Genomic DNA, 24,609 nt, shown 5'->3' with positions numbered 1-24,609 from the left:
AGGCCCCCGATGCCCGCAAACGTCCTGTTTTCCGCGCGCCCTGCGCTTTGGCCCGTGTATGAGCCGCTGCTGACCAATTTCCTGGCAGAGGCCAATGTCGACGCACGGCTGAGCACCGAGTTTGAGCCGGATCAAGCGGACTATGTCGTCTATGCTCCGAATGGCGGTTTGCAAGACTTCACCCCCTATACGCGATTGAAAGCGGTGTTGAGCCTTTGGGCAGGTGTCGAGAAGATCGCGGATAATGAAACGCTGACTGTCCCATTGGCGCGGATGGTGGATCACGGGCTGACGCAGGGCATGACCGAATGGGTTGTGGGCCACGTCCTGCGCTACCATCTGGGCATGGACCAGCACATTACCGTTCAGGATGGCGTCTGGACCCCTGTTGCCCCGCCCTTGGCCCAAGAGCGTAACGTCTGTATTTTGGGATTGGGCACGTTGGGTGAGGCCGCAGCCCGAGCCCTGACGGCGCTGAACTTTCAAGTCTCCGGTTGGAGCCGTACCGCCAAAGACATTCCCGGCATTGTTTGTCTGCATGGTCCAGAAGGATTGCGGCAAGCGCTTTCTCAGGCAGAGATCTTGGTGCTGTTGCTTCCTGATACACCTGCCACAGAAAACGCACTGAACGCCGAAACGCTGGCCTTGCTGCCTAAGGGCGCACGGATCATCAATCCGGGTCGTGGCCCGCTGATCGATGACGATGCGCTATTGGATGCCCTCAACACAGGTCACGTCGGTCACGCAACACTGGACGTATTTCGTGTCGAGCCCTTGCCTGCCGAGCACCCCTATTGGGCGCACCCGAATGTCACCGTCACTCCGCATATCGCGTCTGAAACCCGCCCGATCACAGCCGCGCAGGTTATTTGCGAGAATATCCGGCGCGGTGAGGCCGGAGAGCCCTTTGTGCACCTCGTAGACCGCACTCTGGGCTACTGAAATCAGGCCGCGATCAGACCGCGGCCTTTCAACAGGGCGTTCACACCCGGCAATCGACCCCGGAACGCAAGATACAGGTCTTCCGCCTCTCGCGACCCGCCGGTGGACAGGATGTTGTCTTCCAGCGCCTTGGCGCGTTCGGGATCAAAGGCGCCGCCCGCCTCTTCAAAGGCGGCAAACGCATCTGCATCCATCACCTCGGACCACATGTAGCTGTAGTAGCCAGAGCTATAGCCATCACCGGCAAAGACATGGGCAAAATGGGGCGTGGAGTGGCGCATTCCGATAGCATGTGGCATCCCCAATTCCGCCAGAACTTCGGCCTGTTTTGCCATCGGATCTGCCGGGGCATCGCCATCATGGAAGGCCAGATCAACGAGCGCGGAGGCAACATATTCCACCGTCTGGAATCCTTGATCGAAGTTGGCGGCGTTTAACACCTTCTGCAGCATCTCTTGCGGCATTGGCTCGCCCGTTTCGGCATGGGTCGCAAACTCGGCCAGAACCTCGGGAACTTCCAGCCAGTGTTCGTAAAGCTGGCTGGGCAGTTCTACGAAATCACGCGCAACCGAGGTGCCAGAAATGCTTTCATAGGTTACATTCGACAGCATCTGGTGCAGGGCATGGCCGAATTCGTGGAACAATGTCCGCGCGTCGTCATAAGACAGCAACGCCGGATCACCTTTGGCAAAATTGCAGACATTGATCACAACAGGTGCCTGAACCTGCGGGAACTTCGCCTGCGCCCGCATCGCGCTGCACCACGCACCAGATCGCTTCGATCCCCGAGCAAAGTAGTCACCGATGAAAACGGCGATGTGCTGCCCGTCACGTGTGACTTCCCAAGCCCGGCAATCCGGGTGATAGAGCGGAACGTCCAGCGGCGCGAATTCCAGCCCGAACAGACGGTTTGCGCAGGCAAAAGACGCCTCGATCATACGGTCCAGTTGCAAATAGGGTTTCAGGGCCGTCTCATCCAGATCGTGCTCCGCCTTGCGCCGCTTTTCGGCGTAGTAGCGCCAATCCCAGGCTTCCAGCGGGCCGTTGATGCCGTCTTCCTGCATCATCTGTGTCAGGATCTCGGCGTCAGCATCGGCACGGGATTTTGCCGGTTCCCACACCTGCATCAACAGTTCACGCACACGGTCCGGTGTGCGGGCCATTTCGGTTTCCAGCTTGTAGTCGGCGAAACTGTCATAGCCCAGCAGCTTGGCGCGTTCCTCACGCAGCGCCAAAATCTCGGCAGCGATGTCGCGGTTGTCGGTGTCGCCCCCATTGGCCCCGCGCGCGGCCCAGGCGCGATATGCCTTTTCGCGCAGGTCCCGACGAGGTGAGAATTGCAGGAACGGTACAATCAGCGACCGCGACAGGGTCACCACTGGTCCTTGCGCCTCTTTCTCTTGCCCCGCAGCGCGTGCCGCGTCCACGACGAAATCCGGCAGGCCCTGCAGATCCTCTTCGGTCAGGTCCATGAACCAGTCCCGCTCATCTGCCAACAGGTTTTGAGTAAAGGACGTCCCCAAAGAGGCGAGGCGCGACTTGATCTCTTGCATCCGGGTGTCGTCTTCCCCTGCCAGTGCTGCGCCAGCACGCACGAAACCGCGATGGGTCAGCATCAGCACACGCGCCTGTTCCTCTTTCAGGTTCAGATCATCGCGCCGCGCCCATAGGTCGGCCACGCGTTTGAACAGCGCCTTGTTCGAGGAAATGCCGGAAAAATGTGCCGACAGCTTGGGGGAGAACTCTCGCTGCAACTCTTCCCGTCTGGGATTGCTGTCTGCCCCTGCAACCGTGAAAAAGACCGAAAGAACCTTGTCCAACTGCTCGCCCGCAGCCTCCAGAGCCTCAATCGTATTGGCAAAGGTCGGCGCGTCAGAATTCTCGGCAATCGCCGCGATCTGATCGTTATGCGTTGTCATTGCCTGATCCAACGCCGGGGCGAAATCATCGTCTGAGATTTCGGCAAAGGGGGCAATGTCAAACGGGGTGGTCCAGCTGGACAGGATCGGGTTGGTCATTCGGATCTCCTTTGACCCTATAGCTAAGTCGCCAAGGCCGGGTGTTCCAGAACCCAAAGCCTGCGTAAAGAAAGGTTAATCGTTCGCGGTGCCGCAGACTGGGCAATCGGCGCGACGGGTCAGCGTTATCTTGCGGCTTTCGCCGTACAGAGCGTCATAGATCAGCATCTCGCCACGCAACGCCATGCCTGCGCCCGTGATCACCTTGATCGCCTCAACCGCCATCATCGACCCAACAATGCCGGGCAAGGGGCCGATCACCCCGGCCTCGGAACAGGACGGGGCCAGACCGGGGGCTGGCGCCTCGGGGAAAATGCACTGATAGCACGGGGTGCCATTGGCCGGGTCGAACACACTCAGCTGCCCTTCCCACTGCGACAAAGCCCCCGAGATCAGCGGCTTGCCCAGCGCGACGGCCGTGCGGTTGGCCAGATAGCGCGTGTCAAAATTATCGGTCCCGTCAAGGATCAGGTCGAAATCGGCAAACAGATCGGCCGCGATCTCATCACTCAACCGGCGATGATAGGGCAGAACCACCACGTTCGGGTTCTGTGCCTCCATCGCCTGCTGTGCCGAGAAAACCTTGGGCATGCCGATATCTGTGTCCCGGTGAATGACCTGCCGCTGCAGGTTGGCGTTCTCGACAACGTCATCATCTATGACACCGATTGTGCCCACACCCGCTGCAGCCAGATATTGCAAAGCCGGGGCACCCAAACCACCCGCGCCAATCACAAGAACCCGTGCTTTTTTCAGCTTTTTCTGCCCCGGACCGCCCAATTCGCGCAAAACGATGTGACGGGCATAGCGGTCCAGCTCGGTCTCGGTAAATCGGTCGGTGGGCATGGCAGGTTCCTGATCTGAAACGGACTCTGCGCGATTGCGCAGGGCTTTCAGCCCCCTGCCATACACCAAAACAATCGCGCCGAAACCTACAAGGATCAACCACATTGCCGCCGAGCCGCCTGTCGCCTGACGCAGCGGATGCCCGTCTGGCAAGATCAGATGAGACAGGATCACTCCGGCCAACAACACACTGACCGAAGCCACACGCGCTGTTTTTGACGTGCCGGCAATATAGCCAACGCCCCAAAGTCCCGCAGCCAGAACAAAAACCAGCAGCATCAGCCGCGCCCGGTTGAGCCAAAGCCGCCAGACCCGCGACCGGTTTCACCCAATTCTTCAGCCAGTTCGAATGTGGCCTGCACGACAGGGGCGACCACCAGTTGCGCGATGCGCTCACCATGGGCAATTTCGAAACGGTCCTGGCCCGCGTTCATCACGATCACCCCCAAGGGTCCGCGATAGTCGCTGTCGATGGTGCCTGGCGTGTTGGGCAGTGTAATCCCGTGTTTCAGTGCAAGGCCCGAGCGAGGACGGACCTGAACCTCGTACCCCTGAGGTATTTCGATGCGCAGGCCGGTTGGCACGAGAGCGCGTTGGCCGGGTTCCAGCACGATAGGGGTGCCACCTGGCAAGTTGGCGCGCACATCCGCCCCGGCGGCCCCAGCTGTTTCATAAGACGGAAGCGCGACAGCAGGGTCAGCACCGTCTTCGCGGATCACTCGAATTGCAACCATACCCATGCCTTTCCTTCAGCCTGCCAATGCGTCCGCGATCTTTGCCGCCAGACGCCGGGCAACTTCGTCCTTACCCAAACGCGGCCATTCCTCGGCGCCACTGTCCGAAATCAGAATGACCGCATTCTCGGACCCACCCATGATACCGGTGGCCGGGCTTACATCGTTCGCAACGATCCAATCGCAGCCTTTGCGAAGGCGCTTGGCGGTGGCGTGTTCAACCACATCGTCCGTTTCCGCCGCAAAGCCCACCACCAGCGGCGGGCGGCCCACATCCATCTGGGATACACGTTTCAGAATGTCCGGGTTTTCGGCAAATTCCAGAACCGGCAAGCCATCCCGGCTTTTCTTCAGTTTCTTGTCCGATGCACTCGCCACACGCCAATCGGCGACCGCCGCCGCGAACACGCCCGCATCGACGGGCAGAACGGCATCGACCGCGTCAGACATCTGTTGCGCCGTCTCGACCGGTACGACCTGTACACCTGCCGGAGGGGGCACATCTGCTGGACCAGTGACAAAGATCACCTCGGCCCCCAAATCCGCCAGCGCTCGTGCCACAGCGGAGCCTTGCGCACCGGACGACCGGTTCGCGATATAGCGCACAGGATCAATCGGTTCGTGCGTGGGGCCCGAGGTCACGAGCACACGTTTGCCAGCCAAAGCTCCCGCTGTCAGTTGAGCCTCAATCGCCGCAACGATTTCCAACGGTTCGGACATGCGGCCCGGACCGTATTCGCCGCAGGCCATGTCGCCTTCATTTGGCCCAACAAAACGCACCCCATCCGCCTGCAGCTGCTTTAGGTTGCGTTGCGTTGCCGGGTGGTCCCACATCCGTACATTCATCGCGGGCGCGCAAAGAACAGGCGTGTCTGTCGCCATCAGAAGGGTCGATGCCAGATCGTTTGCCAGCCCAGAGGCCATCTTGCCCATCAGATCCGCCGTTGCAGGGGCCACGACGATCAAATCGGTCGAGCGTGAGAGCTGAATATGCCCCATCTCAGCCTCATCGGTCAGATCAAACAGATCGCGATAGACTTTTTCGCCTGCAAGTGCGGACACGGACAAGGGGGTCACAAATTCTTCTGCTGCGCGGGTCAGAACCGGCGTCACATCAGCTCCACGCTCGCGCAGCCTGCGGATCAGATCCAGCGACTTATAGGCCGCAATCCCCCCGCCAATGATCAGCAAAATGCGTTTGGATGACAGCATGTTGAGCCCTTCCCGTCCCGGTCGGCCCCGACATTAGGCAAGGCCAGCAGGTAGTTCCAGAGATTAATTTTGCACCTGGAATGCCGCGCAGGGGTCTTCGCGCTCTATCGATGGGCTATCGATTACCACGTCGAAATCGCCATCGATAATCCCGTCTTCGGATTGTCCCACTGCGACAACCTTCCATCCCGGCTGAAGGCGCGCAAGATAGGTCGGGATCCCACGATCCTTGCGCGCATGACCATTGCCGGTGATCACGGCTACCGGTCCGCCGGTTTCTTCCATCGCACGCACCACTGCACGGGCAAGCACCGCGTCACGCAAGCGTTGAATTGCAACCATCTGAGGCAGCATTTCAGCAGGCAACGCGTCGCAATGAGCGGCCAGTTGATCCGCCTCTCGCGCTGCCTGTTCATCGGGTGGTAAAGGAACCGTCAAACCAAATCGCGCCGCATCCGCGCCCAAAGCGGTGGCCGCCCCGCGTTCCATCGCAGCGCGTGCGGCAGACCTTGGCACCATGGCCCCATACACGGGCGCAGTTGAGGCTTGGAAAACAGGATAATACATGCTGAGCGGAGGCCATCCGCTTTCAGCCCATTTCAGGATACGGCCCAACTCTTCCGGGTCCGACACTGCCTTTTGCGCCAACCGCTGCGCACCTTCTTCAGTGACCATTTCCCACACAACAGCCGAAGGAGAAAAAGCGGTCAGTGCTGCGGCCTGAATGTGGTGATGGGTGGGGTTGTCGTGTACCTCACCAAGTATCAAGACATCGGCGCCCTGCATCGCAGTCAGAGCTGTGTCAGGTATTAAAGCCTCTGCTCCGCCAGGTCGCACTGCGGCGACCATAAAGCCCAGAACACACACAAGAATCGCAAGATGTTTCATGCAATGAAGTGTTGCACCTCGCGCGACTGACCTTCAAGGTTCTTACGCATTTTTGAAAAAGCCGCGGCCTCTAGCTGGCGCACACGTTCTTTTGACAGACCCAGCTCATCTCCAAGGCTTTCCAACGTCCTTGCAGGCTCTCGCAGCTTGCGCTCACGTACAATGAAACGTTCGCGGTCATTCAGCGCGTTCATCGCGATCAGCAACCACTCGCGCAGTTGCGCTGTGTCATGGCTGTGTTCAACAAATTCCGCAGCCTGTTCGCGATCGTCCTCTAACGCATCGATCCACTCGCGCCCGTCTTCGTCCGCAGACTGCACCGCATTCAGCGAAAAGTCTGAACCGGAAAGACGTCCTTCCATCATTTCGACATCACGCAGGGGAACACCAATTTCGGTGGCAATCATCTGATGCAACTGGTGACGATCCAACTCCAAACCTTCGGTCGCCGCCTCACGCTCTAACCTGGCCTGTACCCGCCGCATATTGAAAAACAACGACTTTTGGGCAGATGTGGACCCGGTCCGAACCATGGACCAATTGCGCATCACATAGTCCTGAATGCTCGCTTTGATCCACCAAACGGCATAGGTCGAGAAACGCACACCGCGATCAGGGTCAAACTTGTCTGCCGCCTTCATCAGACCCAACCCAGCCTCTTGAATAAGGTCATTCATAGGCGCGCCATAGCGTTTAAACTTGGCAGCCATCGAAATCGCCAGCCGCATATACGCAGTGATCAACCGATGCAGAGCTTGTTCATCACGCTCATCGCGCCACGCGTAAGCCAGCTTTAGTTCGGTTTCCGCATCCAGCAACTCAGCCTTCATCGCTTGCCGGGACATCGAAAAGTCTGTCGCGTTATCCAGTGCCATCAACCTCTCCCCTGTTTTGCAGGCGCTGGCCGGGCTTGCTTTGCCGACCTATGACCGATACGCAAAACAACACTAAGTGGATCATCCAAAGGTAAGAAATGTGTCGTCGGATTTAACCTTGGTTCTTGGGGGGGCTGCCTCGGGCAAGTCGGCTTTTGCTGAAGAACTTATTGTTTCCACAGGGAAAAGCAGGAATTATCTTGCGACATCACAAGTGTTTGATGACGAGATGCGCCAAAAGGTCAAACGCCATCTGACACAGCGTGGCGACGGCTGGACCACGTTTGAGGAACCACTTGATCTGGGACCGGTGCTAGCCCGCCTGCCGCACGATCAGATTTGTCTGATCGACTGTGCCACCATGTGGTTAAGCAACCATCTTCTGGCGGAATCCGATCTGGAAGTGGCACAGACCAACCTGCTGGACGCCCTCAACGACTGCCCGGCCCAGGTTGTGATTGTCTCGAACGAGGTAGGTCACGGAATCGTCCCGGACAACGCTCTCGCTCGCCAATTCCGCGAGGCGCAGGGGCGACTGAACATAGCCTTGGCGGCGCAGGCGGATCTGGTCGTACAGGTGACAGCCGGATTACCATCTGTTCTGAAAGGCCAATTGCCATGACGCGCCTGCATCTTGTCCGTCACGGGCCGACACATGCAAAAACCATGGTCGGTTGGTCGGATCTGCCTGCGGACCTGAGCGATACAGCAGCCTTGAGACGCCTGCATGATCATCTGCCGTCCGAGGCAATTGTGATCTCTTCCGACTTGTCGCGCGCTGTAGACACAGCGTCAGCAATTCAGGGGCCACGCCTTCGCTTGCCTCACAATCCGGACCTTCGGGAAATCCACTTTGGAAGCTGGGAATTGCGCGGATTCGCCGATATCGAAGCAGAAGACCCTGAACTGGCCTTTGCCTATTGGGATAACCCCGGCGACGTCCGCCCACCGAAGGGCGAAAGCTGGAACGACGTCCGCAATCGGGTCGATACCGCAATCGACGCGCTTGTGGCTCAGCACACGGGGCGCGATCTGGTGATCGTCGCGCATTTCGGCGTGATCCTCACGCAAGTACAACGCGCTTTGGATCTGGACGGGCAGCAAACCTTTTCGCACAGGATCGATAATCTGTCTGTCACGGACATTACCTTAGGTGGCAACTCATGGACGGTCGGCAAGATCAATCACCTTCCGTGAACTAACCCCGCACAAATCACTGTTTTACTGGGCCACCGGCCTGCGGCATCGTTCATGTATGACTTATGATTTGTACATCGGTGACCGCCTCTTCTCCAGCTGGTCCATGCGCGGCTGGTTGATGCTTGAGAAATTCAATGTGCCTTATCGCAGCCACATGATCGGCCTGTACTCGGGCAGCATGAAACAAGACATGGAACCGCTGGCCCCAGCCCGTCTGGTTCCCGCGCTGCGCCTGCCCGAGGGAACGGTTGTGGGCGAAAGCCTGGCCATGGCCGAGACGCTGGCCGAGCGTCACCCAGACGCACAGTTGTGGCCTGAAGATCCCGCCGCACGGGCAACCGCCCGCTGGCTCTGCGCTGAAATGGTCGCCAGTTTCAGCGCCCTGCGCGGCCAATGCGCAATGCAGTTGCGGCACGTTTGGGAAGGATTTGTTCCGTCTTCTGGAACGCTGGCAGATCTTGAACGAATTGAGACACTCTGGGCACACGCGCGGCGTATCTCGGGTGCGCAAGACGGTCCGTTGTTCGGCACCTATTCGCTGGCAGATGTGTTCTACACGCCCGTTGCAGCACGGATCATCGGCTATGGGCTGCCCGTGTCCGAGGCGAACCGGGCCTATTGTTTAGACCTCCTGTCGGACCCAGCCGTCAGACAATGGCGCGCAATGGGTATGACAGTTAAGTATGACCCATTCCCCTATCCGCAAGAGTTGTCATCGATGCCCTGGCCGGTCGGAGGGGACTCGAACGCCAAACCGGTATCAGGCGGCCCTTCCCTCAACGAGACTTGTCCGTATTCCGGCAAACCGGTTGCGGATTTTCTGGAATTGGATGGCCAATACTGGGGGTTCTGCAATCCATTCTGCCGCGACAAAACTGTGGCTGACCCCGGCGCGTGGCCCAAATTCACTGCCCTGCGCGCATCCGTTAACGACTCTTAAACCACAACCATGGCAGCAACGTCCTGTTAACCAAGAACAGGACTGCCATGGTCGCCCGTGCACATACCGTTGCCTTCCAAGGGGTCGATGCCCGCCCGGTCGAAGTGCAGTGCGCCGTATCCCCCGGCCTGCCCGCCTTTTCCATCGTGGGCCTGCCAGACAAGGCGGTATCCGAAGCCCGCGACCGCGTGCGCAGCGCGTTGAGCGCGATGGCAATCGCCTTGCCCTCAAAGCGGATCACCATCAACCTGTCCCCCGCCGACCTACCCAAAGAAGGCAGCCATTTCGACCTACCCATAGCCGTCGCGCTGCTATCGGCCCTAGAGATCATTCCAGCCGACGCCGCTGAAAGCACCGTAGCTTTGGGAGAGCTTTCACTCGACGGTTCTCTGGTCCCGGTGGTTGGTGCCCTGCCCGCGGCGATGACGGCGGCATCTGATGATCGTATGTTGCTCTGCCCCCGCGCCTCCAGCGCCGAGGCGGCCTGGGTCGACGCAACGCAGGTGATCGGCGCGGGGTCTCTGGGCGATGTTGTGCGCCATTTCTCGGGCCAATCCCCCCTACCAGCCGCGCAACCTGGCGAAGTAAACCTGACGCCCAGCGCGCGGGATCTGCGTGATGTAAAAGGGCAGGAACGCGCCAAACGCGCCCTGGAGATCGCTGCCGCAGGACGTCATCACCTGATCATGATCGGAACGCCGGGATCGGGTAAATCCATGCTGGCCGCGCGGCTGCCCGGCATCTTGCCCCCCCTGACCGCAGTAGAGGCTTTGGAAACCTCGATGATCCAGTCCTTGTGCGGTTTGCTGGACGAAGGCGGCATCAATCGCACGCGCCCTTTTCGCGAGCCCCACCATACGGCCTCGATGGCCGCAATCGTCGGGGGCGGCAAAGGCGCGAAACCCGGTGAGATTTCGCTGGCTCATAACGGCGTGCTGTTCATGGATGAATTTCCTGAGTTTCCACGCACCGTTCTAGAAACGCTGCGCCAACCCATCGAAACCGGCGAAGTCATGGTGGCGCGCGCAAATGCGCATGTGAAGTATCCCTGCCGGTTCATGCTGGTGGCCGCAGCCAACCCTTGCAAATGCGGTTATCTGACGGACCCCTCTCGCGCCTGCTCACGCGCGCCGGGCTGTGGTGAGGACTATTTGAACCGCATCTCAGGACCGTTGATGGACAGGTTCGACCTGCGGATAGAAGTACCGCCGGTGGAATTCACCGATCTTGACCTGCCGCCATCCGGCGCCAGCTCTGCCACAGTCGCTGAACGGGTCGAAAATGCGCGCGCCATTCAGGCGGATCGATTTCAAGAAACGCCACATCTGCGCCAAAACGCGGATGCAGAAGGGAAGGTTCTGGAGGAGATCGCAACACCCGATGCGGAAGGCAAAGAGCTTTTGCTGAAAGCGGCGGACCGGTTTGGCCTGTCCGCCCGCGCGTTTCATCGCATTCTGCGCGTGGCGCGCACAATCGCCGATTTGGAAGGATCCGCAAACGTCCACAGATCGCACGTAGCCGAGGCGCTAAGCTTTCGCATCAGCGCCCGGGTCATGGCTTAGACTTTGGCTTCGATGGCCTGCCAGATTTTTTCGGCGATGTTGACGCCATCAAAGCGCTCAAGCTCTTGAATGCCGGTGGGGGAGGTCACGTTGATCTCGGTCAGATAGTCTCCAATGACGTCGATCCCGACAAAGATCTGACCTTTTTCTTTAAGCAGGGGGCCAATTGCTGCGCAAATCTCAAGATCACGCTCTGACAGACCGATCTTTTCCGGACGCCCGCCCACATGCATGTTCGATCGTGTCTCGCCCGCAGCAGGAACCCTGTTGATCGCGCCAACGGGCTCACCATCGACCAAAATCACCCGCTTGTCGCCATTGCTAACGTCAGGCAGGAATTTCTGCACAATCAGAGGCTCACGCGAGAAGCCGGTGAACAGCTCGTGCAGAGACGTCAGGTTGCGATCATTGGCATCCAGTCGGAACACGCCTGCGCCGCCATTGCCATAAAGTGGTTTGAGGATGATATCGCCGTGCTTTTCCTTGAACGCTTTGATCGTCTGCAGATCACGCGCAATCGTTGTTGGCGGTGTCAAATCAGGAAAGTCCAGCACCAACAGCTTTTCCGGATAATTGCGCACCCAGAACGGGTCGTTGACCACCAGAGTCTGACCCTTGAGACGATCCAGCAAATGCGTGGACGTGATATAATGCATGTCAAACGGAGGGTCCTGTCGCAACCAGACCACATCGAAATCAGCCAGATCAACCTCGCGTTCCGGTCCCAGCACCGCCGGATCACCTGCGACCCGCTGCACTGTCATGTCGTGGCCACGCGCCGTGATGCGACCTTCCTGATAGGCCAGTTGATCCGGCCCGTAGAAAAACAACGAATGCCCGCGCGCCTGCGCCTCTTCCGCCAGCCGGAATGAGCTGTCGGCGTTGATGTCCACGGCCCCGATCGGGTCCATTTGAAAGGCGATTTTCATGGCGTGTCCCTCAGTTTCACGCCAGATACATGGCCCAGCAGGCCTTGGGGTTCAATGGGGCTTAGTTGTGACCAAAGGCGTTTTCGATGATTTGAACTGCGCCAGACCCATCCACCAGAGCTGCGTCAAAGCGCACTTCGGTGAGTTGCCCGTTTGGTTCTTTCTCTAGAAACTGAGCAGCTGAGGCGTAGATTCGATCAATCTGTCTGGGGCTGATCCGGGCCGCTGCCTTGTCAAAACTGCTACTTTTCTTGACTTCGATGAACACAAGCCCAGCCCCGTTGCGCGCGATCAGGTCGATTTCACCACCCGTGCCGCGCCAGCGTCTATGCAGAATAGTCAAGCCACGGCGCTCATAATCCTCAGCAACCCGAAGCTCTGCCGCCTGCCCGGCGTGGTAGGAAACAGAGCCCTGATTTGTCCGCCGACCCATGTCATCATTTTCCCAGCTTTAGAGCTTTCTGGTAAATCGGTCGGCGCGGCAGGTCATACATTTTTGAAACAAGATCCGCCGCATCCCGAACCGAGTGGCTTTCCAACGCTCGCTTCAGTGCCTCTTCTACATCGGATTCGTTAACGCTTTGCGAATGGCCGCGATCGACCAACACAACGATTTCACCTTTGACCGTTTTGTCTTGGTACTCCTCGGCCAAATCGGCCAGGGTGCCTCGGCGGATCTCTTCGAACTTCTTGGTCAATTCGCGACACAGCGCTGCCTGTCGATCCGCCCCCAGAACCATGGCCAGATCTGACAAGCTGGTGGAGACACGTTTTGGGGATTCGTAGAACACAAGCGTGCCGGGAATGTCCTTCAATGCCTCAATCCGGGCGCGGCGTGCGCCGGATGCATTGGGTAGAAAACCAGCAAAAAAGAACGCGTCGGTCGGAAGACCTGCCAAGGTCAGCGCTGTCAAGGCAGCCGACGCACCGGGGGCGCAGGTCACCATGTGCCCGGCCTCAGCCGCCTGCTTGCCCAGATCATAGCCCGGATCCGCAATCAGCGGCATGCCCGCCTCGGACGCATAGGCAACCGATTGCCCCTGCGCCAATGCCTGCATGAGTTTATCGCGCGCACCTGCGCCGCTGTGGTCGTGATAGGCTTGAATCCGGCGCCCCTCGAGTGGGATGCCGTGAATCTCCATCAAACGGCGCAAACTGCGGGTGTCTTCCGCTGCGATCACGTCGGCTGAAGCAAGAACATCCAACGCCCTGAGCGTAATATCGCGCGCGGTTCCAATCGGAGTGGCAACAAAATACAGGCCCGCAGCCAATCTGATCTTTTGGAAATTCAAAGCTGGACCCTCACAGCGTGACGTTTATTATCGCGGCTCGACAGAACAGAAGCATTCATAGCCGTCGGATCAGGGAGTTTTCATTTAGATGTTCACCGTTTGCAAGCCCGTTAGCAAGTTGGCGAAAGCTGCTGCTGCCCTGACAACCGCGGCGTTTCTGGCCGCCTGTGAACCGGGCGGCCTTGGGGGTGGACCTTCGATCAATACCTCTGCTCCGGTCCCGGTTGCCTTACTTGTTCCCAGCGGATCTGGCCAGTCAAGCGATGCGGCATTGGCGCAAAGTCTGGAAAATGCAGCGCGTCTGGCAATGTCTGATCTGCCTAACGTGACAATTGACCTGCGCGTTTACGACACTGCCGGAAACCCGAACACGGCGACAGCGGTGGCCCAGCAAGCCGTTGCGGACGGCGCCAAGATCATCATCGGACCGGTCTACGCGCAGGCTGCAAATGCCGCCGGGTTGGCGGTATTGAACAACAATATCAACGTTCTTTCGTTTTCGAACAACACCAGCATAGCGGGTGGGAACGTCTTTGTCCTTGGCCCTACGTTTGACAATACGGCCAACCGGTTGGTGAGCTATGCGGGCAGCCAGGGCAAGGCTAATACGGTGATCGTGCACAGCAACGACGCCGCAGGTCAGCTGGGACAAGCCGCCATTGCCAGCGCGCTGGCCAGCAGCCGGGTCAACAACGCCGGCACTGTTGGATACGACCGCTCGCAGCAAGGCGTTATCAACTCGGTGCCCTCCATCAAAGCCACAGTTGATTCGACAGGGGCCGATTCGATTTTCCTGACGGCCACAACGGCTGGTGCGCTGCCATTGTTCTCGCAATTGCTGCCCGAGGCTGGAGTGTCACAGGCCACGACGCAATTCATCGGTCTGACGCGCTGGGATATTCCCCCGCAAACATTGGAACTGCCGGGTGTTCAGGGTGGATGGTTTGCCCTGCCTGATCCGTCCAAGGCACAAGCTTACCGCCAACGTTACAACGCGACATATGGCGAAGCGCCCCATCCGATCAGCGGGTTGGCCTATGACGGTATCGCAGCCATCGGCGCGTTGGTCAGCCAGGGCAAATCCGATGCTCTGACCTCTGCAGCCCTGACTCAGAACGCCGGTTTCCAGGGCGTTGGCGGCATATTCCGCCTGCGTCCGAACGGCACCAACGAACGCGGTCTGGCCGTCGCCACGATCCAGAACAAACAGGTGGTTGTGATTGACCCTGCCCCACAAAGCTTCTCTGGCGCCGGCTTCTGATCTGCCGGGCGCCAGCCCTGTGCCTGAAACCTCATTAATCTGCCCCGCTGAAGACATCTTCGACAGTGCCAGCGTCAATGACGCGCTAGCGCTGGCGTTTGAGTCATGCGCAGACAACAGCAAAATGCGGTCTGAAACGGTGCGTATTCTGCGCGACGCGCAAAAGGCCGGGCGCGCTGCTATTGCCGAAGCCTTTGGCAAACAACCCTTTGCGGCGCGCGCACTGACGCGGTCCTACACCTATCTAACGGATCAGCTGGTCGGTACGGCGATGCTGGTGTCCAGCACACGCCTACATCCGCTTGCGACGCCCACCCAAGGCGAGAAGATTGCGGTTTTGGCCGTTGGCGGATACGGGCGCGGGGAAATGGCGCCATCTTCGGACGTCGACCTGCTGTTCCTAACCCCCTACAAAATCACAGCCTGGGCCGAGAGCGTCATCGAATCGATGCTCTACATTCTGTGGGACTTGCGGCTGAAAGTCGGCCATTCCTCTCGTACGATAAAAGACTGCTTGCGGCTGGGCGCCGAGGATTTCACGATCCGCACCGCCATGTTGGAACAACGCTATCTGGCCGGTGACAAGGCCCTGGCGGACGAGCTGGATCAACGTCTGAAAAGCGATTTGTTCAAAGGAACCGAACGCGAATTCATCGAAGCTAAGCTGAAAGAACGGGACGAACGCCACCTCAAACAAGGTGAGCGCTATATGGTCGAACCCAATGTGAAAGAAGGAAAAGGCGGTCTGCGTGACCTTCAATCGCTCTATTGGATCGCAAAATATGTCTATGGCGTGCAGGACGTGGCAGAACTCGTTCCTCTGGGTCTGTTCACCCCGGAAGAGTTCGAGACCTTTGTTCAGGCCGAAGATTTCCTGTGGGCCGTGCGATCGCATCTGCATCTGGTGACGGGCCGCGCCACCGAACAGCTAACCTTCGACATGCAGGTCGAAGTGGCCGCACGCATGGGCTATAAGGATCGCGCCGGGCGGCGCGCGGTCGAAGTGTTCATGCAGCGCTACTTCCGCGAGGCCACTCGGGTCGGTGAGCTGACACGGATCTTCCTGACCAAGCTCGAAGCGCTCCACATGAAAGGCGCGCCGTTGTTGGAGCGTATTTTCCGCAGAAGACCAAAGGTCAAGGCTGGCTACAAAGTGGTTCACGGACGCCTCGACGTAGCCGACCCCGATGCGTTCCTGTCGGACAAACTGAACCTTCTTCGTTTGTTCGAAGAAGGGCTGCGCACCGGAATGTTGATCCATCCGGATGCGATGCGGCTGGTCAGCGCCAACCTGCATTTGATCGATGACGAAATGCGCAACGACAAAGAAGCCAAGCGGATTTTTCTGGATCTTTTGCTGAAACACGGCAACCCGGAACGTGCTTTGCGACGGATGAACGAATTGGGCGTCCTGTCGGCCTTTTTGCCCGAGTTCGAACACATCGTGGCGATGATGCAGTTCAACATGTATCACAGCTACACAGTGGACGAGCATACCATCCAGTGCATCATCAACCTTGCCCAGATCGAACGCGGAGAACTGGTGGAATCCTTGCCGCTTGCCTCTTCGATCCTTGAGCGCGGCGTAAATCGAAAAGTGCTGTATGTCGCGCTACTGCTGCACGACATTGCCAAAGGTCGGCCCGAGGATCATTCGATCCTGGGTGCACAGATCGCGCGCAAAGTGGCCCCACGATTGGGGCTGAGCAAATCAGAGTCGGAAACGGTTGAATGGCTGGTCCGGTATCACCTGCTGATGTCAGACATGGCGCAAAAACGCGATATTTCAGACCCACGCACCGTTCGTGATTTCGCCAAGGCCGTACAAACGGTCAAACGGCTGGATCTGCTAACCGTTCTCACCGTCTGTGATATTCGCGGCGTCGGCCCCAACACCTGGAACAATTGGAAAGCCACCTTGCTGCGCGCCTTGCACGCAGAAACCAAGCGTGCGCTGGAAACTGGTATGGAAGACCTCAACCGCGCCAATCGCGGGGCTGAGGCTAAGAAAGCACTTCGCACGGAATTGGCGGGCTGGTCCAAGTCAGACCTCAAAACTGAAACAGCGCGTCACTACGATCCGTATTGGCAGGGCCTCAATATGGCGACGCATGTCGAGTTTGCAGAGATGCTGCACGCACTGGACCAAAGTGGTGATCCGGGCGCGATGGAGATCAGGCTTGAACCTGACGAAGATCGCGACGCAACGCGGGCTTGCTTTGCAATGGGCGACCATCCAGGGATTTTTGCCCGCATTGCCGGGGCATTGGCCCTTGTCGGCGCAAACGTCGTGGATGCCCGAAGTTACACAACCAAAGACGGTTACGTCACAGATGCGTTTTGGATTCAGGACGCTGAAGGACGTCCTTTCGAAGCCGCGCGCCTGCCCCGCCTGACGCAGATGATCCACAAGACACTGCGCGGCGAAGTGGTTGCCAAGGAAGCCCTGAAATCACGCGACAAAATCAAGAAACGCGAACGGGCCTTCAACGTGCCGACCCATATCACTTTCGACAATGATGGATCCGAAATCTACACGATCATCGAAGTTGATACGCGCGATCGCCCCGGTCTGCTCTATGACCTGACCCGGACGTTGGCGGCGGCGAATGTGTACATTGCCAATGCTGTGATTGCGACCTACGGCGAACAGGTAGTGGACGCCTTTTACGTCAAGGACATGTTCGGATTAAAATACCATTCCGAGAGCAAACAACGCGGACTGGAGGCGAAGCTGCGCAAGGCGATCACCGAAGGCGCCGAGCGTGCCGCATCATGAAGCAAATCCGGTTGATTTCGGGATTTTTCACAGTTGGCTTCTGGACACTCGCCAGCCGTATACTTGGGTTTCTGCGGGAAATTCTGTTGACCGCGCTGATCGGCCCCGGGCCGGTGATGGACGCGTTTGTTGCAGCTTTCCGCCTGCCGAACATGTTCCGCCGCTTTTTTGCCGAGGGTGCCTTTAACGCGGCCTTCGTGCCCATGTTCTCAAAGCGGCTGGAAGCGGATGAGAACCCACAGGGCTTTGCGCAGGATGCGTTCAACCTGTTGGCGCTGGCCGTTTTGGCACTGGTTGGGCTGGCGCTGGTGTTCATGCCCGGTCTGGTTTGGCTGACAGCCGAAGGATTCTATGGCGACGAGCGGTTCGACTTGGCGGTGGACTATGGCTATGTCGTCTTTCCTTACATCCTGTTCATGTCTTTGGCCGCCCTCTTTTCCGGCGTCCTGAACGCAACCGGTCGGTTCGCGGCTGCGGCTGCCGCACCGGTTTTGCTGAACATCTTTGCCTGCACGGCGCTGATCGCCGGAGCCCTTTCAGGCGGCGAGGTCATTCGGTGGCTGATCTCGGTTATTCCGGCTGCAGGTATCGCTCAATTGGCGCTGGTCTGGGTTGCAACAGAACGGGCTGGTATCCGCATTCGGCCCGGCCTGCCTAAACTCACGCCCGAGATGCGCAGGATGGTCCGCATCGCGGTCCCTGCCGCTCTGGCGATGGGGGTCACGCAGGTTAATCTGGTGGTCGGTCAATTGGTGGCGTCGAAAACCGAAAAGGCCGTGAGCTGGCTGTTTGCGGCAGATCGGCTGTACCAACTGCCGCTTGGCGTGGTTGGTATCGCCATCGGTATTGTTCTGCTGCCCGACCTGTCACGCCGTCTGCGCGCCGAAGACAAAGAAGGCGCGCGCAACGCGTTTTCCCGAGCCGGAGAGTTCATGTTGCTGCTGACCCTGCCTTCGACCGTGGCGTTTCTGGTCATCCCGAACCCGCTGGTCTCGGTGCTGTTCGAACGGGGGCAATTCACCACTGAAGATACCACAGCCACAGCGCTGGCCGTTGCCATCTATGGCATCGGACTACCTGCCTTCATGCTGCAAAAACTGCTGCAACCATTGTATTTCGCACGCGAGAACACGCGCTCTCCGTTTTACTATGCTGTCGTGGCAATGATCGTGAATGCGGCTCTGGCGTTTGGCCTATTCCCGCTTGTGGGCTGGATCGCACCCGCGATTGCTGCATCAACAGCGGGTTGGGCCATGGTCGTTCTGTTGGCCATAGGCGCGCGCAAAATGGGAGACGAAGCCCGGTTCGATGACCGGTTCAAACAGCGCGCGGGTCGGATCGTGCTGGCCTCAATTGGCATGGGCGTGGTCTTGTATGCGGCGCTTCTGGCGTTTGGTTGGACGTTGAATGTTCCCGGTTGGAGATATCTGGCGCTGCTTGTCCTGATTATGGTCGCTGCGACTTCCTACTTCGGCCTGGGCCACCTCTTGGGCGCATTCAAACTTTCCGAGTTCAAACGCGCCCTGCGCCGCTCCTGATCAATCGCGGCGTATGCGCCCAACGATTCGATCCCAGGCGCCGGGTGCGACAAGGAAAGAAACGCCAAAACCGGTGGCAAACCCGCCCAGATCGGCGACCCACTCCCAATTGCCGCCGAAGATCAGACCAAACAGAAATTGAATGCCCATAAGAACGGCAATGAGCTGAAATGCCCGTGCCTGATTTGCGCCAACCAAAGACAGCTTTCGCCACAACAACCAGGTAAATGCGCCGATCAGGCCGTAAACTGATGGAAACCCTCCGATCAGAGGATAGCGGGGATCCAGCAGCACGGCATAGGCCAACGCCCCCCCGATCCCTGAGACAACAAAGATCAGCAGCATGGGGAAGCCGCCAAACACTTCACCGACCATCTTGCCCATGGCCAGAACGAAGACGCAAACAAACACCGCCTGCGTGAAATTGGCCGAGACAAACGGATAGGTCACGAACCGGATCACATGTTCAAACGGCCAGCGCCCGTTCAGCACCATCCAGTCGAAGATATCCGCCGAAAACGCATAATGTTGTATTGCGTCCAGCCGCCAGCCGACCGCTGTTGGCCCTCCGACCAAACCGCGCGATCCCAGCGTAAAGGCGAGTTCAATGCCGATGATGAACAGAACCAGCGCCACAACAACGGGCGGCAAAGGGTTCACGGCGGGTGTGTAATGCTCACTGCTCATTGGGCGGGCCTTTCGCGGCTGTTGACGTCCCTGTGCCTCATGGGTAAGCGACGGGGGCTGATTTTTCCAGACGGGAGTTCCCTTCGATGACCGAGACCCAGTTCACGCCGCGCGTGTTTTCCGGCATCCAGCCTTCGGGCGGGCTGACCCTGGGCAACTATCTGGGCGCAATGAAGCGCTTTGTGGATATGCAGGGTGCAGATTTCGAAACCATCTATTGCATGGTCGATCTGCACGCGATCACCACATGGCAGGACCCCGCCGCGCTGTCCCACAACACTCGCGAATTATGCGCAGGCTTCATCGCAGCGGGCATCGACCCCGAACAGTCGATTTTGTTCAACCAAAGCCAGGTGCCCGAACATGCACAACTGGGCTGGATCTTTAACTGCGTCGCCCGGATGGGCTGGATGCAACGCATGACCCAGTGGAAGGACAAGGCAGGCAAGAACCAGCAGAACGCTTCGCTGGGGTTGTTTGCCTACCCGTCGCTGATGGCGGCTGACATTCTGATCTATCACGCGACCCATGTGCCGGTCGGTGAGGATCAGAAACAGCATCTGGAGTTGACCCGTGATATCGCCATCAAGTTCAACAACGACTTTGGCGTCGACTTCTTCCCAATCACCGAGCCGGTAATCGAAGGCGCGGCCACCCGCGTCATGAGCTTGCGGGACGGGTCCAAGAAGATGTCAAAATCCGATCCGTCAGACATGAGCCGGATCAACCTGACCGATGATGCCGACGCGATTGCCAAGAAAATCCGTAAGGCCAAGACCGACCCGGACGCGCTGCCGTCGGATGTTGATGGGCTCGAGGATCGCCCCGAAGCGCGCAATCTGGTCAATATCTACGCGGCGCTGAACGATCAAAGTGTCGAGCAGGTTCTGGCCGAGGTCGGCGGCAAGCAGTTTGGTGACTTTAAACCGATGCTTGCCGATCTGGCGGTGGCGAAACTGGCGCCGATCTCGACCGAAATGTCTCGTTTGATGGCAGATCAGGCTGAAATTGATCGCATCCTGGCACGCGGAGCCGAGCGTGCGCGTGAGATTGCTGCTCCGATCCTGCACAAGACCTACGAAATCGTAGGCATGGTTGGGTCAGCATCACGCTGATTGCACTGGACCTTTTTCTGACGCCCTCCTAGGTTTGCCCAAAGCTTGGGAGGGCATCATGGCAACAGGCAAGAATATCCGCACATATTTCGAAGGCCAGTGGCACGAAGGGGATGCCCCCATCATGCGCGCCGCCGATCACGGGGCCTGGTTGGGGTCTTCCGTCTTTGATGGCGCTCGATATTTCGAGGGCCTTGCACCCGACTTGCACGCGCATTGTGCGCGGGTAAACCGATCTGCAGAAGCTTTGATGCTGACCCCGACTGTAACAGCTGAACATATGGTGGAGTTGGTGCGCGAAGGGTTGCAATCCTACGACGCAGATACCGCTGTCTATATTCGGCCGATGTATTGGGGGATCGACGGCGACCAGACCGCCATTGTCCCACAGGAAAACAGCACAGGCTTTGCCATTTGTCTGGAAGAGATCCCGATGGCACCGGACACAGCCTCGGTCACTTTGACAACCACAAGGTTTCGCCGCCCTGTTTTGGAAAGTGCAGTTGTAAACGCCAAGGCCGGTTGCCTGTACCCCAACAACGCACGCATGTTGCAAGAGGCCCGGTCAAAGGGGTTCTCGAACGCTCTGGTCGCTGACGCGATGGGGAACGTGGCTGAAACCGCAACGGCCAACATCTTTATGGTCAAAGATGGTGAGGTCTTCACCCCGGCCCCCAACGGCACGTTTCTGGCGGGGATCACGCGCGCGCGACATATCAAGAACTTGCGCGACGACGGTGTTGCGGTCCACGAAACGGTTTTGAGTTTCGAGGATTTTCACGGGGCAGACGAAGTGTTCATGTCAGGCAACATGAACAAGGTGACACCTGTTACAGCTCTGGACGATACGCAATTTCAAGTTGGCCCTATTGCCCGCCGCGCCCGTGGACTTTACTGGGATTGGGCTGCAAGCGAACGCTAGCATGTCACTTTGAACGTGTCCGAGTTGCCACAACGCAACCGCTGGGGCATGATCTGTGAAACTTGAAGAGGACACCCATGCGTAAGTTTCTAGTTGTTCTGGATGACAGCCGCGAATGCTTGAACGCCATGCGCTTTGCCGCGATGCGTGCCGCACATACCGGTGGCGGAGTGACGATACTGTCGGTGATCCCGCCAGACGAGTTCAACCATTGGATCGGAGTCGCCGAAACCATGCGCGAAGAAGCGCGTGAACGTATCCATGCGCATTACGAGGTTTTTGCAAAATGGATGCGCGACAAACAGAATGTGGAACCCGAACTGGCCATCCGCGAAGGCGATCCGGTGCCACAGATCATAGAACATGTTCAGTCTGATCCCGAAATCGGAGTTCTTGTACTTGGGGCGGGCACCGACAAAAAGGGCCCAGGCCCGCTGGTGACTCAGTTGACGAAAAACTCGGGCAGCCTTCCGATCCCGATCACCATTGTTCCCGGCGATCTGAGCAAAGAAAAGCTGGAAGAAATCACCTGAGGACCGACGATGGCGAAGACGACACAGTTCTGGTTCGAATTCGCGTCGACCTATTCCTATCTCAGCGCAATGCGAATAGAAGCCGCGGCGCAAGCCAGGGGTGTTTCGGTCGAATGGCACCCTTTTCTGCTTGGTCCCATTTTTGCAGCTCAGGGATGGCAAACGTCTCCGTTTAACCTCTACCCTGCCAAGGGGCGGTACATGTGGCGTGACATGGAACGCCTGTGTACGGCGCGGGGGTTGCCATTTGTGCGACCTGATCCCTTTCCGCAGAATTCTCTTTCGGCAGCACGTCTCTCGCTGGCTATTGATTGTCAAAAAGAGCGGGCCGCTTTTGTCAGGGCGGTCTATAGCGCAGAGTTTGGAGCGGGGCGCGATATCTCGGATCAGAATGTGCTGATGGATTGTCTGGAAACGGCAGGCTTGCCAACTGACACCTTGGGCCGCGTGCAGGACCCGGACATCAAGGCTGCGCTGTTTGCGCAATCCAACCGCGCCAAAGACCTTGATCTGTTCGGAGCGCCCAGTTTTCTGGTCGAAGCAGAGTTGTATTGGGGCGATGACCGTCTGGATGAGGCGCTGGAACACGCGGCTTCAATTTAGAACCGTTCCAAATCTTGACTTCCCGCGTCCCTGCGCGCATATCAGAGGCACATCAGACGGAGCTGCCTCATGTTCATCCAGACCGAATCCACCCCAAACCCGGCCACGTTGAAATTTCTGCCCGGCCAAACGGTGCTTGAGGCTGGAACTGCAGATTTCCCAACGCCAGAAGCGGGCGAGAAATCTCCTCTGGCCAAACGAATCTTTGCTGTTAACGGTGTGACCGGCGTGTTCTTTGGCAACGATTTTGTCACTGTCACCAAATCCGATGAGGTTCAGTGGGATCACATCAAACCGGCGATCCTGGGTGCGGTGATGGAACATTACCAATCCGGTCAGCCTGTTATGGGTGCAGATGCAACTGCCGCATCTGGCCATGCGGAGCACACTGGCGAAGACGCTGAAATCGTCAACCAGATCAAAGACCTGCTGGACAGCCGCGTGCGTCCTGCGGTGGCTCAGGACGGTGGTGACATCACCTTCCATGGTTTTGATCGCGGCATCGTATACCTGCACATGCAGGGGGCCTGCGCAGGCTGCCCGTCTTCGACGCTGACACTGAAGATGGGTATCGAAAACCTGCTGCGTCACTACATCCCCGAAGTGACCGAGGTCCGCCCTGTTGCCGTCTGACCCGACGATCCTGGCATTTGATACATCGGCCGCGCATTGCGCGGCCGCTTTGTTGCGCGGTCGTGAAATCATAACTTCTCGGGCCGAAGTAATGTCGCGCGGGCAAGCCGAACGCCTGATGCCGATGCTCGAAGACATACTCGCCCAGGGTGGTTGCGCGTGGTCCGATCTTGACGCCATAGGCGTGGGTGTCGGCCCGGGTAATTTCACTGGAATTCGAATCTCAGTCTCTGCCGCACGCGGGCTTGCCTTGGGCCTCTGCGTCCCTGCCGTTGGTGTTTCAGGCTTCGATGCCTTGATGGAGCTCGGCGGTGCGGACCAGATTCCATGTATACCAGCCCCGCGCGATCAGGTTTATGTTCAGGCCGTCAGCAATGATCCACGCCTGATGCCCAGGGTAGAGGCCGAGGCACTTGGATCGCTGTTTTCCTGCAATGACCCGGACCAACACGCCCAAGCCATTGCACGTCTGACGGCTGAACGTTGGCGCGATGTCAGCGCACCGCCGGCACCGCTGTATGTCCGGCCCGCAGACGCGGCCCCGTCGCGTGATGTGCCTCCGGTCTTGTTAGACGAATGACGCCTCACGATATGGCAACGACCCATGCCGCTGCGTTCACGCAGTCGCGCCCCTGGTCTGCCAGCGAATTTGAAAGTCTTCTGGACAACCCGTTTACGTATTACGTTGGTGATCCGCGCTGCTTTGCGTTGTTTCAGGTGATCGCGGGAGAGGCCGAGTTGCTGACAATTGCGACTCACCCTTCGGTACAACGTCAGGGGCTGGCCCTGGAAACGATGCGTGAATGGCACCGTCAGGCCGCGGCCATGGAGGCAAACCGGGCCTTTCTGGACGTCGCAGCTGACAATGTGGCGGCAATCGCCTTGTATGAACGCTGCGGGTATCATCGCTGCGGCGTGCGGCGTGCGTATTATTCGCGCGATACGGGCATAAAAACCGACGCTCTTGTGATGGAATGCCGCCTGCCCTAAGGGCAAGTGAACATTTTTTGGACCATTTGGTCAGGAATCAATTGACCATGACGGTTGCAAACCCCCTTAATACCCGCCATCACAACAGTTATGCTCGCTAAACGTGGGTA

At 58.3% G+C, this 24,609-nt stretch carries 25 protein-coding genes; 15 read left to right on the top strand and 10 right to left on the bottom strand.

Translation table 11 applies throughout. The annotated features are described in order from the left end of the window. The first annotated feature begins 9 nt into the window (after positions 1 to 9). A complete protein-coding gene (locus ACXADZ_RS02565) occupies positions 10 to 942 on the top strand; it encodes a 2-hydroxyacid dehydrogenase (protein WP_475192464.1) in 933 nt (310 codons plus the stop codon). A 2-nt stretch (positions 943 to 944) separates the two neighbouring features. Here the strand turns inward: ACXADZ_RS02565 and ACXADZ_RS02560 are convergent, their stop codons facing one another. The 6 genes from ACXADZ_RS02560 to ACXADZ_RS02535 form a co-directional block, all read right to left on the bottom strand. Beyond that, a complete protein-coding gene (locus ACXADZ_RS02560) occupies positions 945 to 2,960 on the bottom strand; it encodes a M3 family metallopeptidase (RefSeq protein WP_475192462.1) in 2,016 nt (671 codons plus the stop codon). 75 nt (positions 2,961 to 3,035) lie between these two features. Further along, on the bottom strand, positions 3,036 to 4,085 hold the full coding sequence (locus tag ACXADZ_RS02555; protein WP_475192460.1) for a HesA/MoeB/ThiF family protein: 1,050 nt from the start codon (positions 4,083 to 4,085) through the stop codon (positions 3,036 to 3,038). Next, positions 4,085 to 4,540 (bottom strand): dUTP diphosphatase, encoded by a 456-nt coding sequence (dut, locus tag ACXADZ_RS02550; RefSeq protein ID WP_475192459.1) that lies wholly within the window; start codon positions 4,538 to 4,540, stop codon positions 4,085 to 4,087. Before dut ends, ACXADZ_RS02555 begins: the two co-directional genes overlap by 1 nt. Before the next feature lie 15 nt (positions 4,541 to 4,555). Then, positions 4,556 to 5,752, bottom strand: coding sequence for a bifunctional phosphopantothenoylcysteine decarboxylase/phosphopantothenate--cysteine ligase CoaBC (gene coaBC / locus ACXADZ_RS02545; RefSeq protein WP_475192457.1), 1,197 nt, complete (start codon positions 5,750 to 5,752; stop codon positions 4,556 to 4,558). A gap of 63 nt (positions 5,753 to 5,815) precedes the next feature. Next, positions 5,816 to 6,640, bottom strand: coding sequence for a ChaN family lipoprotein (locus ACXADZ_RS02540; RefSeq protein WP_475192456.1), 825 nt, complete (start codon positions 6,638 to 6,640; stop codon positions 5,816 to 5,818). Further along, positions 6,637 to 7,515, bottom strand: a complete 879-nt coding sequence (locus ACXADZ_RS02535) for an RNA polymerase factor sigma-32 (RefSeq protein WP_475192454.1) — start codon at positions 7,513 to 7,515, stop codon at positions 6,637 to 6,639. Before ACXADZ_RS02535 ends, ACXADZ_RS02540 begins: the two co-directional genes overlap by 4 nt. 100 nt (positions 7,516 to 7,615) lie before the next feature. On the opposite strand from ACXADZ_RS02535, the gene cobU reads away from it, so the two are divergent. Genes cobU through ACXADZ_RS02515 form a run of 4 tightly spaced genes read left to right on the top strand, consistent with a single transcriptional unit; the run spans position 7,616 to position 11,217 of the window. Then, positions 7,616 to 8,137, top strand: a complete 522-nt coding sequence (cobU, locus tag ACXADZ_RS02530; protein ID WP_171184015.1) for a bifunctional adenosylcobinamide kinase/adenosylcobinamide-phosphate guanylyltransferase — start codon at positions 7,616 to 7,618, stop codon at positions 8,135 to 8,137. Next, positions 8,134 to 8,712, top strand: a complete 579-nt coding sequence (locus ACXADZ_RS02525; RefSeq protein WP_475192451.1) for a histidine phosphatase family protein — start codon at positions 8,134 to 8,136, stop codon at positions 8,710 to 8,712. Before cobU ends, ACXADZ_RS02525 begins: the two co-directional genes overlap by 4 nt. A gap of 58 nt (positions 8,713 to 8,770) precedes the next feature. Further along, the gene (locus ACXADZ_RS02520) at positions 8,771 to 9,655 is read left to right on the top strand and encodes a glutathione S-transferase (protein WP_475192449.1); all 885 of its coding nucleotides are present in this window, start codon (positions 8,771 to 8,773) and stop codon (positions 9,653 to 9,655) included. Between the two features lie 47 nt (positions 9,656 to 9,702). Then, complete coding sequence (locus ACXADZ_RS02515; protein ID WP_475192448.1) at positions 9,703 to 11,217, top strand: YifB family Mg chelatase-like AAA ATPase; 1,515 nt, start codon at positions 9,703 to 9,705, stop codon at positions 11,215 to 11,217. Here ACXADZ_RS02515 and gshB read toward each other — a convergent pair. From gshB to rsmI, 3 genes are all read right to left on the bottom strand, one after another. Next, positions 11,214 to 12,146 (bottom strand): glutathione synthase, encoded by a 933-nt coding sequence (gshB, locus tag ACXADZ_RS02510; protein WP_475192446.1) that lies wholly within the window; start codon positions 12,144 to 12,146, stop codon positions 11,214 to 11,216. The genes ACXADZ_RS02515 and gshB overlap by 4 nt on opposite strands. 61 nt (positions 12,147 to 12,207) lie before the next feature. Further along, positions 12,208 to 12,579, bottom strand: coding sequence for a YraN family protein (locus ACXADZ_RS02505; protein WP_475192445.1), 372 nt, complete (start codon positions 12,577 to 12,579; stop codon positions 12,208 to 12,210). Between the two features lie 4 nt (positions 12,580 to 12,583). Beyond that, entirely contained in the window at positions 12,584 to 13,438 is an 855-nt protein-coding gene (gene rsmI, locus ACXADZ_RS02500) for a 16S rRNA (cytidine(1402)-2'-O)-methyltransferase (RefSeq protein ID WP_475192443.1), read from the bottom strand. A gap of 88 nt (positions 13,439 to 13,526) precedes the next feature. On the opposite strand from rsmI, the gene ACXADZ_RS02495 reads away from it, so the two are divergent. The 3 genes from ACXADZ_RS02495 to murJ are packed head-to-tail and all read left to right on the top strand — an operon-like array spanning position 13,527 to position 19,016. After that, entirely contained in the window at positions 13,527 to 14,699 is a 1,173-nt protein-coding gene (locus ACXADZ_RS02495; RefSeq protein WP_475192442.1) for a penicillin-binding protein activator, read from the top strand. Beyond that, the gene (locus ACXADZ_RS02490) at positions 14,659 to 17,478 is read left to right on the top strand and encodes a [protein-PII] uridylyltransferase (RefSeq protein WP_475192441.1); all 2,820 of its coding nucleotides are present in this window, start codon (positions 14,659 to 14,661) and stop codon (positions 17,476 to 17,478) included. The genes ACXADZ_RS02495 and ACXADZ_RS02490 overlap by 41 nt, the downstream gene beginning before the upstream one ends. After that, the gene (murJ, locus tag ACXADZ_RS02485; protein ID WP_475192439.1) at positions 17,475 to 19,016 is read left to right on the top strand and encodes a murein biosynthesis integral membrane protein MurJ; all 1,542 of its coding nucleotides are present in this window, start codon (positions 17,475 to 17,477) and stop codon (positions 19,014 to 19,016) included. The genes ACXADZ_RS02490 and murJ overlap by 4 nt, the downstream gene beginning before the upstream one ends. Here murJ and ACXADZ_RS02480 read toward each other — a convergent pair whose 3' ends face one another. Further along, positions 19,017 to 19,703 carry a rhomboid family intramembrane serine protease gene (locus tag ACXADZ_RS02480; RefSeq protein ID WP_475192437.1) on the bottom strand — a complete coding sequence of 229 codons (687 nt, stop codon included), beginning with the start codon at positions 19,701 to 19,703 and terminating at the stop codon, positions 19,017 to 19,019. An 86-nt stretch (positions 19,704 to 19,789) separates the two neighbouring features. On the opposite strand from ACXADZ_RS02480, the gene trpS reads away from it, so the two are divergent. From trpS to ACXADZ_RS02445, 7 genes are all read left to right on the top strand, one after another. Then, on the top strand, positions 19,790 to 20,818 hold the full coding sequence (gene trpS / locus ACXADZ_RS02475) for a tryptophan--tRNA ligase (RefSeq protein ID WP_475192435.1): 1,029 nt from the start codon (positions 19,790 to 19,792) through the stop codon (positions 20,816 to 20,818). Between the two features lie 58 nt (positions 20,819 to 20,876). Next, positions 20,877 to 21,740: a branched-chain amino acid aminotransferase gene (locus tag ACXADZ_RS02470; protein ID WP_171093612.1), complete on the top strand. Its 864-nt coding sequence runs from the start codon at positions 20,877 to 20,879 to the stop codon at positions 21,738 to 21,740. Between the two features lie 77 nt (positions 21,741 to 21,817). Further along, on the top strand, positions 21,818 to 22,273 hold the full coding sequence (locus ACXADZ_RS02465; RefSeq protein WP_171093614.1) for a universal stress protein: 456 nt from the start codon (positions 21,818 to 21,820) through the stop codon (positions 22,271 to 22,273). 9 nt (positions 22,274 to 22,282) lie between these two features. After that, complete coding sequence (locus tag ACXADZ_RS02460; protein ID WP_475192433.1) at positions 22,283 to 22,876, top strand: DsbA family protein; 594 nt, start codon at positions 22,283 to 22,285, stop codon at positions 22,874 to 22,876. 69 nt (positions 22,877 to 22,945) lie between these two features. Continuing rightward, entirely contained in the window at positions 22,946 to 23,509 is a 564-nt protein-coding gene (locus tag ACXADZ_RS02455; protein WP_171647376.1) for a NifU family protein, read from the top strand. After that, the gene (tsaB, locus tag ACXADZ_RS02450) at positions 23,499 to 24,089 is read left to right on the top strand and encodes a tRNA (adenosine(37)-N6)-threonylcarbamoyltransferase complex dimerization subunit type 1 TsaB (RefSeq protein ID WP_475192431.1); all 591 of its coding nucleotides are present in this window, start codon (positions 23,499 to 23,501) and stop codon (positions 24,087 to 24,089) included. The genes ACXADZ_RS02455 and tsaB overlap by 11 nt, the downstream gene beginning before the upstream one ends. After that, the gene (locus tag ACXADZ_RS02445; RefSeq protein WP_475192429.1) at positions 24,086 to 24,499 is read left to right on the top strand and encodes a GNAT family N-acetyltransferase; all 414 of its coding nucleotides are present in this window, start codon (positions 24,086 to 24,088) and stop codon (positions 24,497 to 24,499) included. Before tsaB ends, ACXADZ_RS02445 begins: the two co-directional genes overlap by 4 nt. Positions 24,500 to 24,609 lie beyond the last annotated feature (110 nt).

It is taken from the genome of Ruegeria sp. ABM4_193 (genome assembly GCF_056158705.1).
Note: the sequence above shows the minus strand (reverse complement) of the source record. Positions and strands in the feature narration are given on the sequence as shown.

Bases quoted from the DNA above. Each gene is read 5' to 3' on its own strand.
- ACXADZ_RS02565 (WP_475192464.1), top strand. From the start codon at position 10: ATGCCCGCAAACGTCCTGTTTTCCGCGCGCCCTGCGCTTTGGCCCGTG.
- ACXADZ_RS02560 (WP_475192462.1), bottom strand. From the start codon at position 2,960: ATGACCAACCCGATCCTGTCCAGCTGGACCACCCCGTTTGACATTGCC.
- ACXADZ_RS02555 (WP_475192460.1), bottom strand. From the start codon at position 4,085: ATGCTGCTGGTTTTTGTTCTGGCTGCGGGACTTTGGGGCGTTGGCTAT.
- dut (WP_475192459.1), bottom strand. From the start codon at position 4,540: ATGGTTGCAATTCGAGTGATCCGCGAAGACGGTGCTGACCCTGCTGTC.
- coaBC (WP_475192457.1), bottom strand. From the start codon at position 5,752: ATGCTGTCATCCAAACGCATTTTGCTGATCATTGGCGGGGGGATTGCG.
- ACXADZ_RS02540 (WP_475192456.1), bottom strand. From the start codon at position 6,640: ATGAAACATCTTGCGATTCTTGTGTGTGTTCTGGGCTTTATGGTCGCC.
- ACXADZ_RS02535 (WP_475192454.1), bottom strand. From the start codon at position 7,515: ATGGCACTGGATAACGCGACAGACTTTTCGATGTCCCGGCAAGCGATG.
- ACXADZ_RS02525 (WP_475192451.1), top strand. From the start codon at position 8,134: ATGACGCGCCTGCATCTTGTCCGTCACGGGCCGACACATGCAAAAACC.
- ACXADZ_RS02520 (WP_475192449.1), top strand. From the start codon at position 8,771: ATGACTTATGATTTGTACATCGGTGACCGCCTCTTCTCCAGCTGGTCC.
- ACXADZ_RS02515 (WP_475192448.1), top strand. From the start codon at position 9,703: ATGGTCGCCCGTGCACATACCGTTGCCTTCCAAGGGGTCGATGCCCGC.
- gshB (WP_475192446.1), bottom strand. From the start codon at position 12,146: ATGAAAATCGCCTTTCAAATGGACCCGATCGGGGCCGTGGACATCAAC.
- ACXADZ_RS02505 (WP_475192445.1), bottom strand. From the start codon at position 12,579: ATGGGTCGGCGGACAAATCAGGGCTCTGTTTCCTACCACGCCGGGCAG.
- ACXADZ_RS02495 (WP_475192442.1), top strand. From the start codon at position 13,527: ATGTTCACCGTTTGCAAGCCCGTTAGCAAGTTGGCGAAAGCTGCTGCT.
- murJ (WP_475192439.1), top strand. From the start codon at position 17,475: ATGAAGCAAATCCGGTTGATTTCGGGATTTTTCACAGTTGGCTTCTGG.
- ACXADZ_RS02480 (WP_475192437.1), bottom strand. From the start codon at position 19,703: ATGAGCAGTGAGCATTACACACCCGCCGTGAACCCTTTGCCGCCCGTT.
- trpS (WP_475192435.1), top strand. From the start codon at position 19,790: ATGACCGAGACCCAGTTCACGCCGCGCGTGTTTTCCGGCATCCAGCCT.
- ACXADZ_RS02470 (WP_171093612.1), top strand. From the start codon at position 20,877: ATGGCAACAGGCAAGAATATCCGCACATATTTCGAAGGCCAGTGGCAC.
- ACXADZ_RS02465 (WP_171093614.1), top strand. From the start codon at position 21,818: ATGCGTAAGTTTCTAGTTGTTCTGGATGACAGCCGCGAATGCTTGAAC.
- ACXADZ_RS02460 (WP_475192433.1), top strand. From the start codon at position 22,283: ATGGCGAAGACGACACAGTTCTGGTTCGAATTCGCGTCGACCTATTCC.
- ACXADZ_RS02455 (WP_171647376.1), top strand. From the start codon at position 22,946: ATGTTCATCCAGACCGAATCCACCCCAAACCCGGCCACGTTGAAATTT.
- ACXADZ_RS02445 (WP_475192429.1), top strand. From the start codon at position 24,086: ATGACGCCTCACGATATGGCAACGACCCATGCCGCTGCGTTCACGCAG.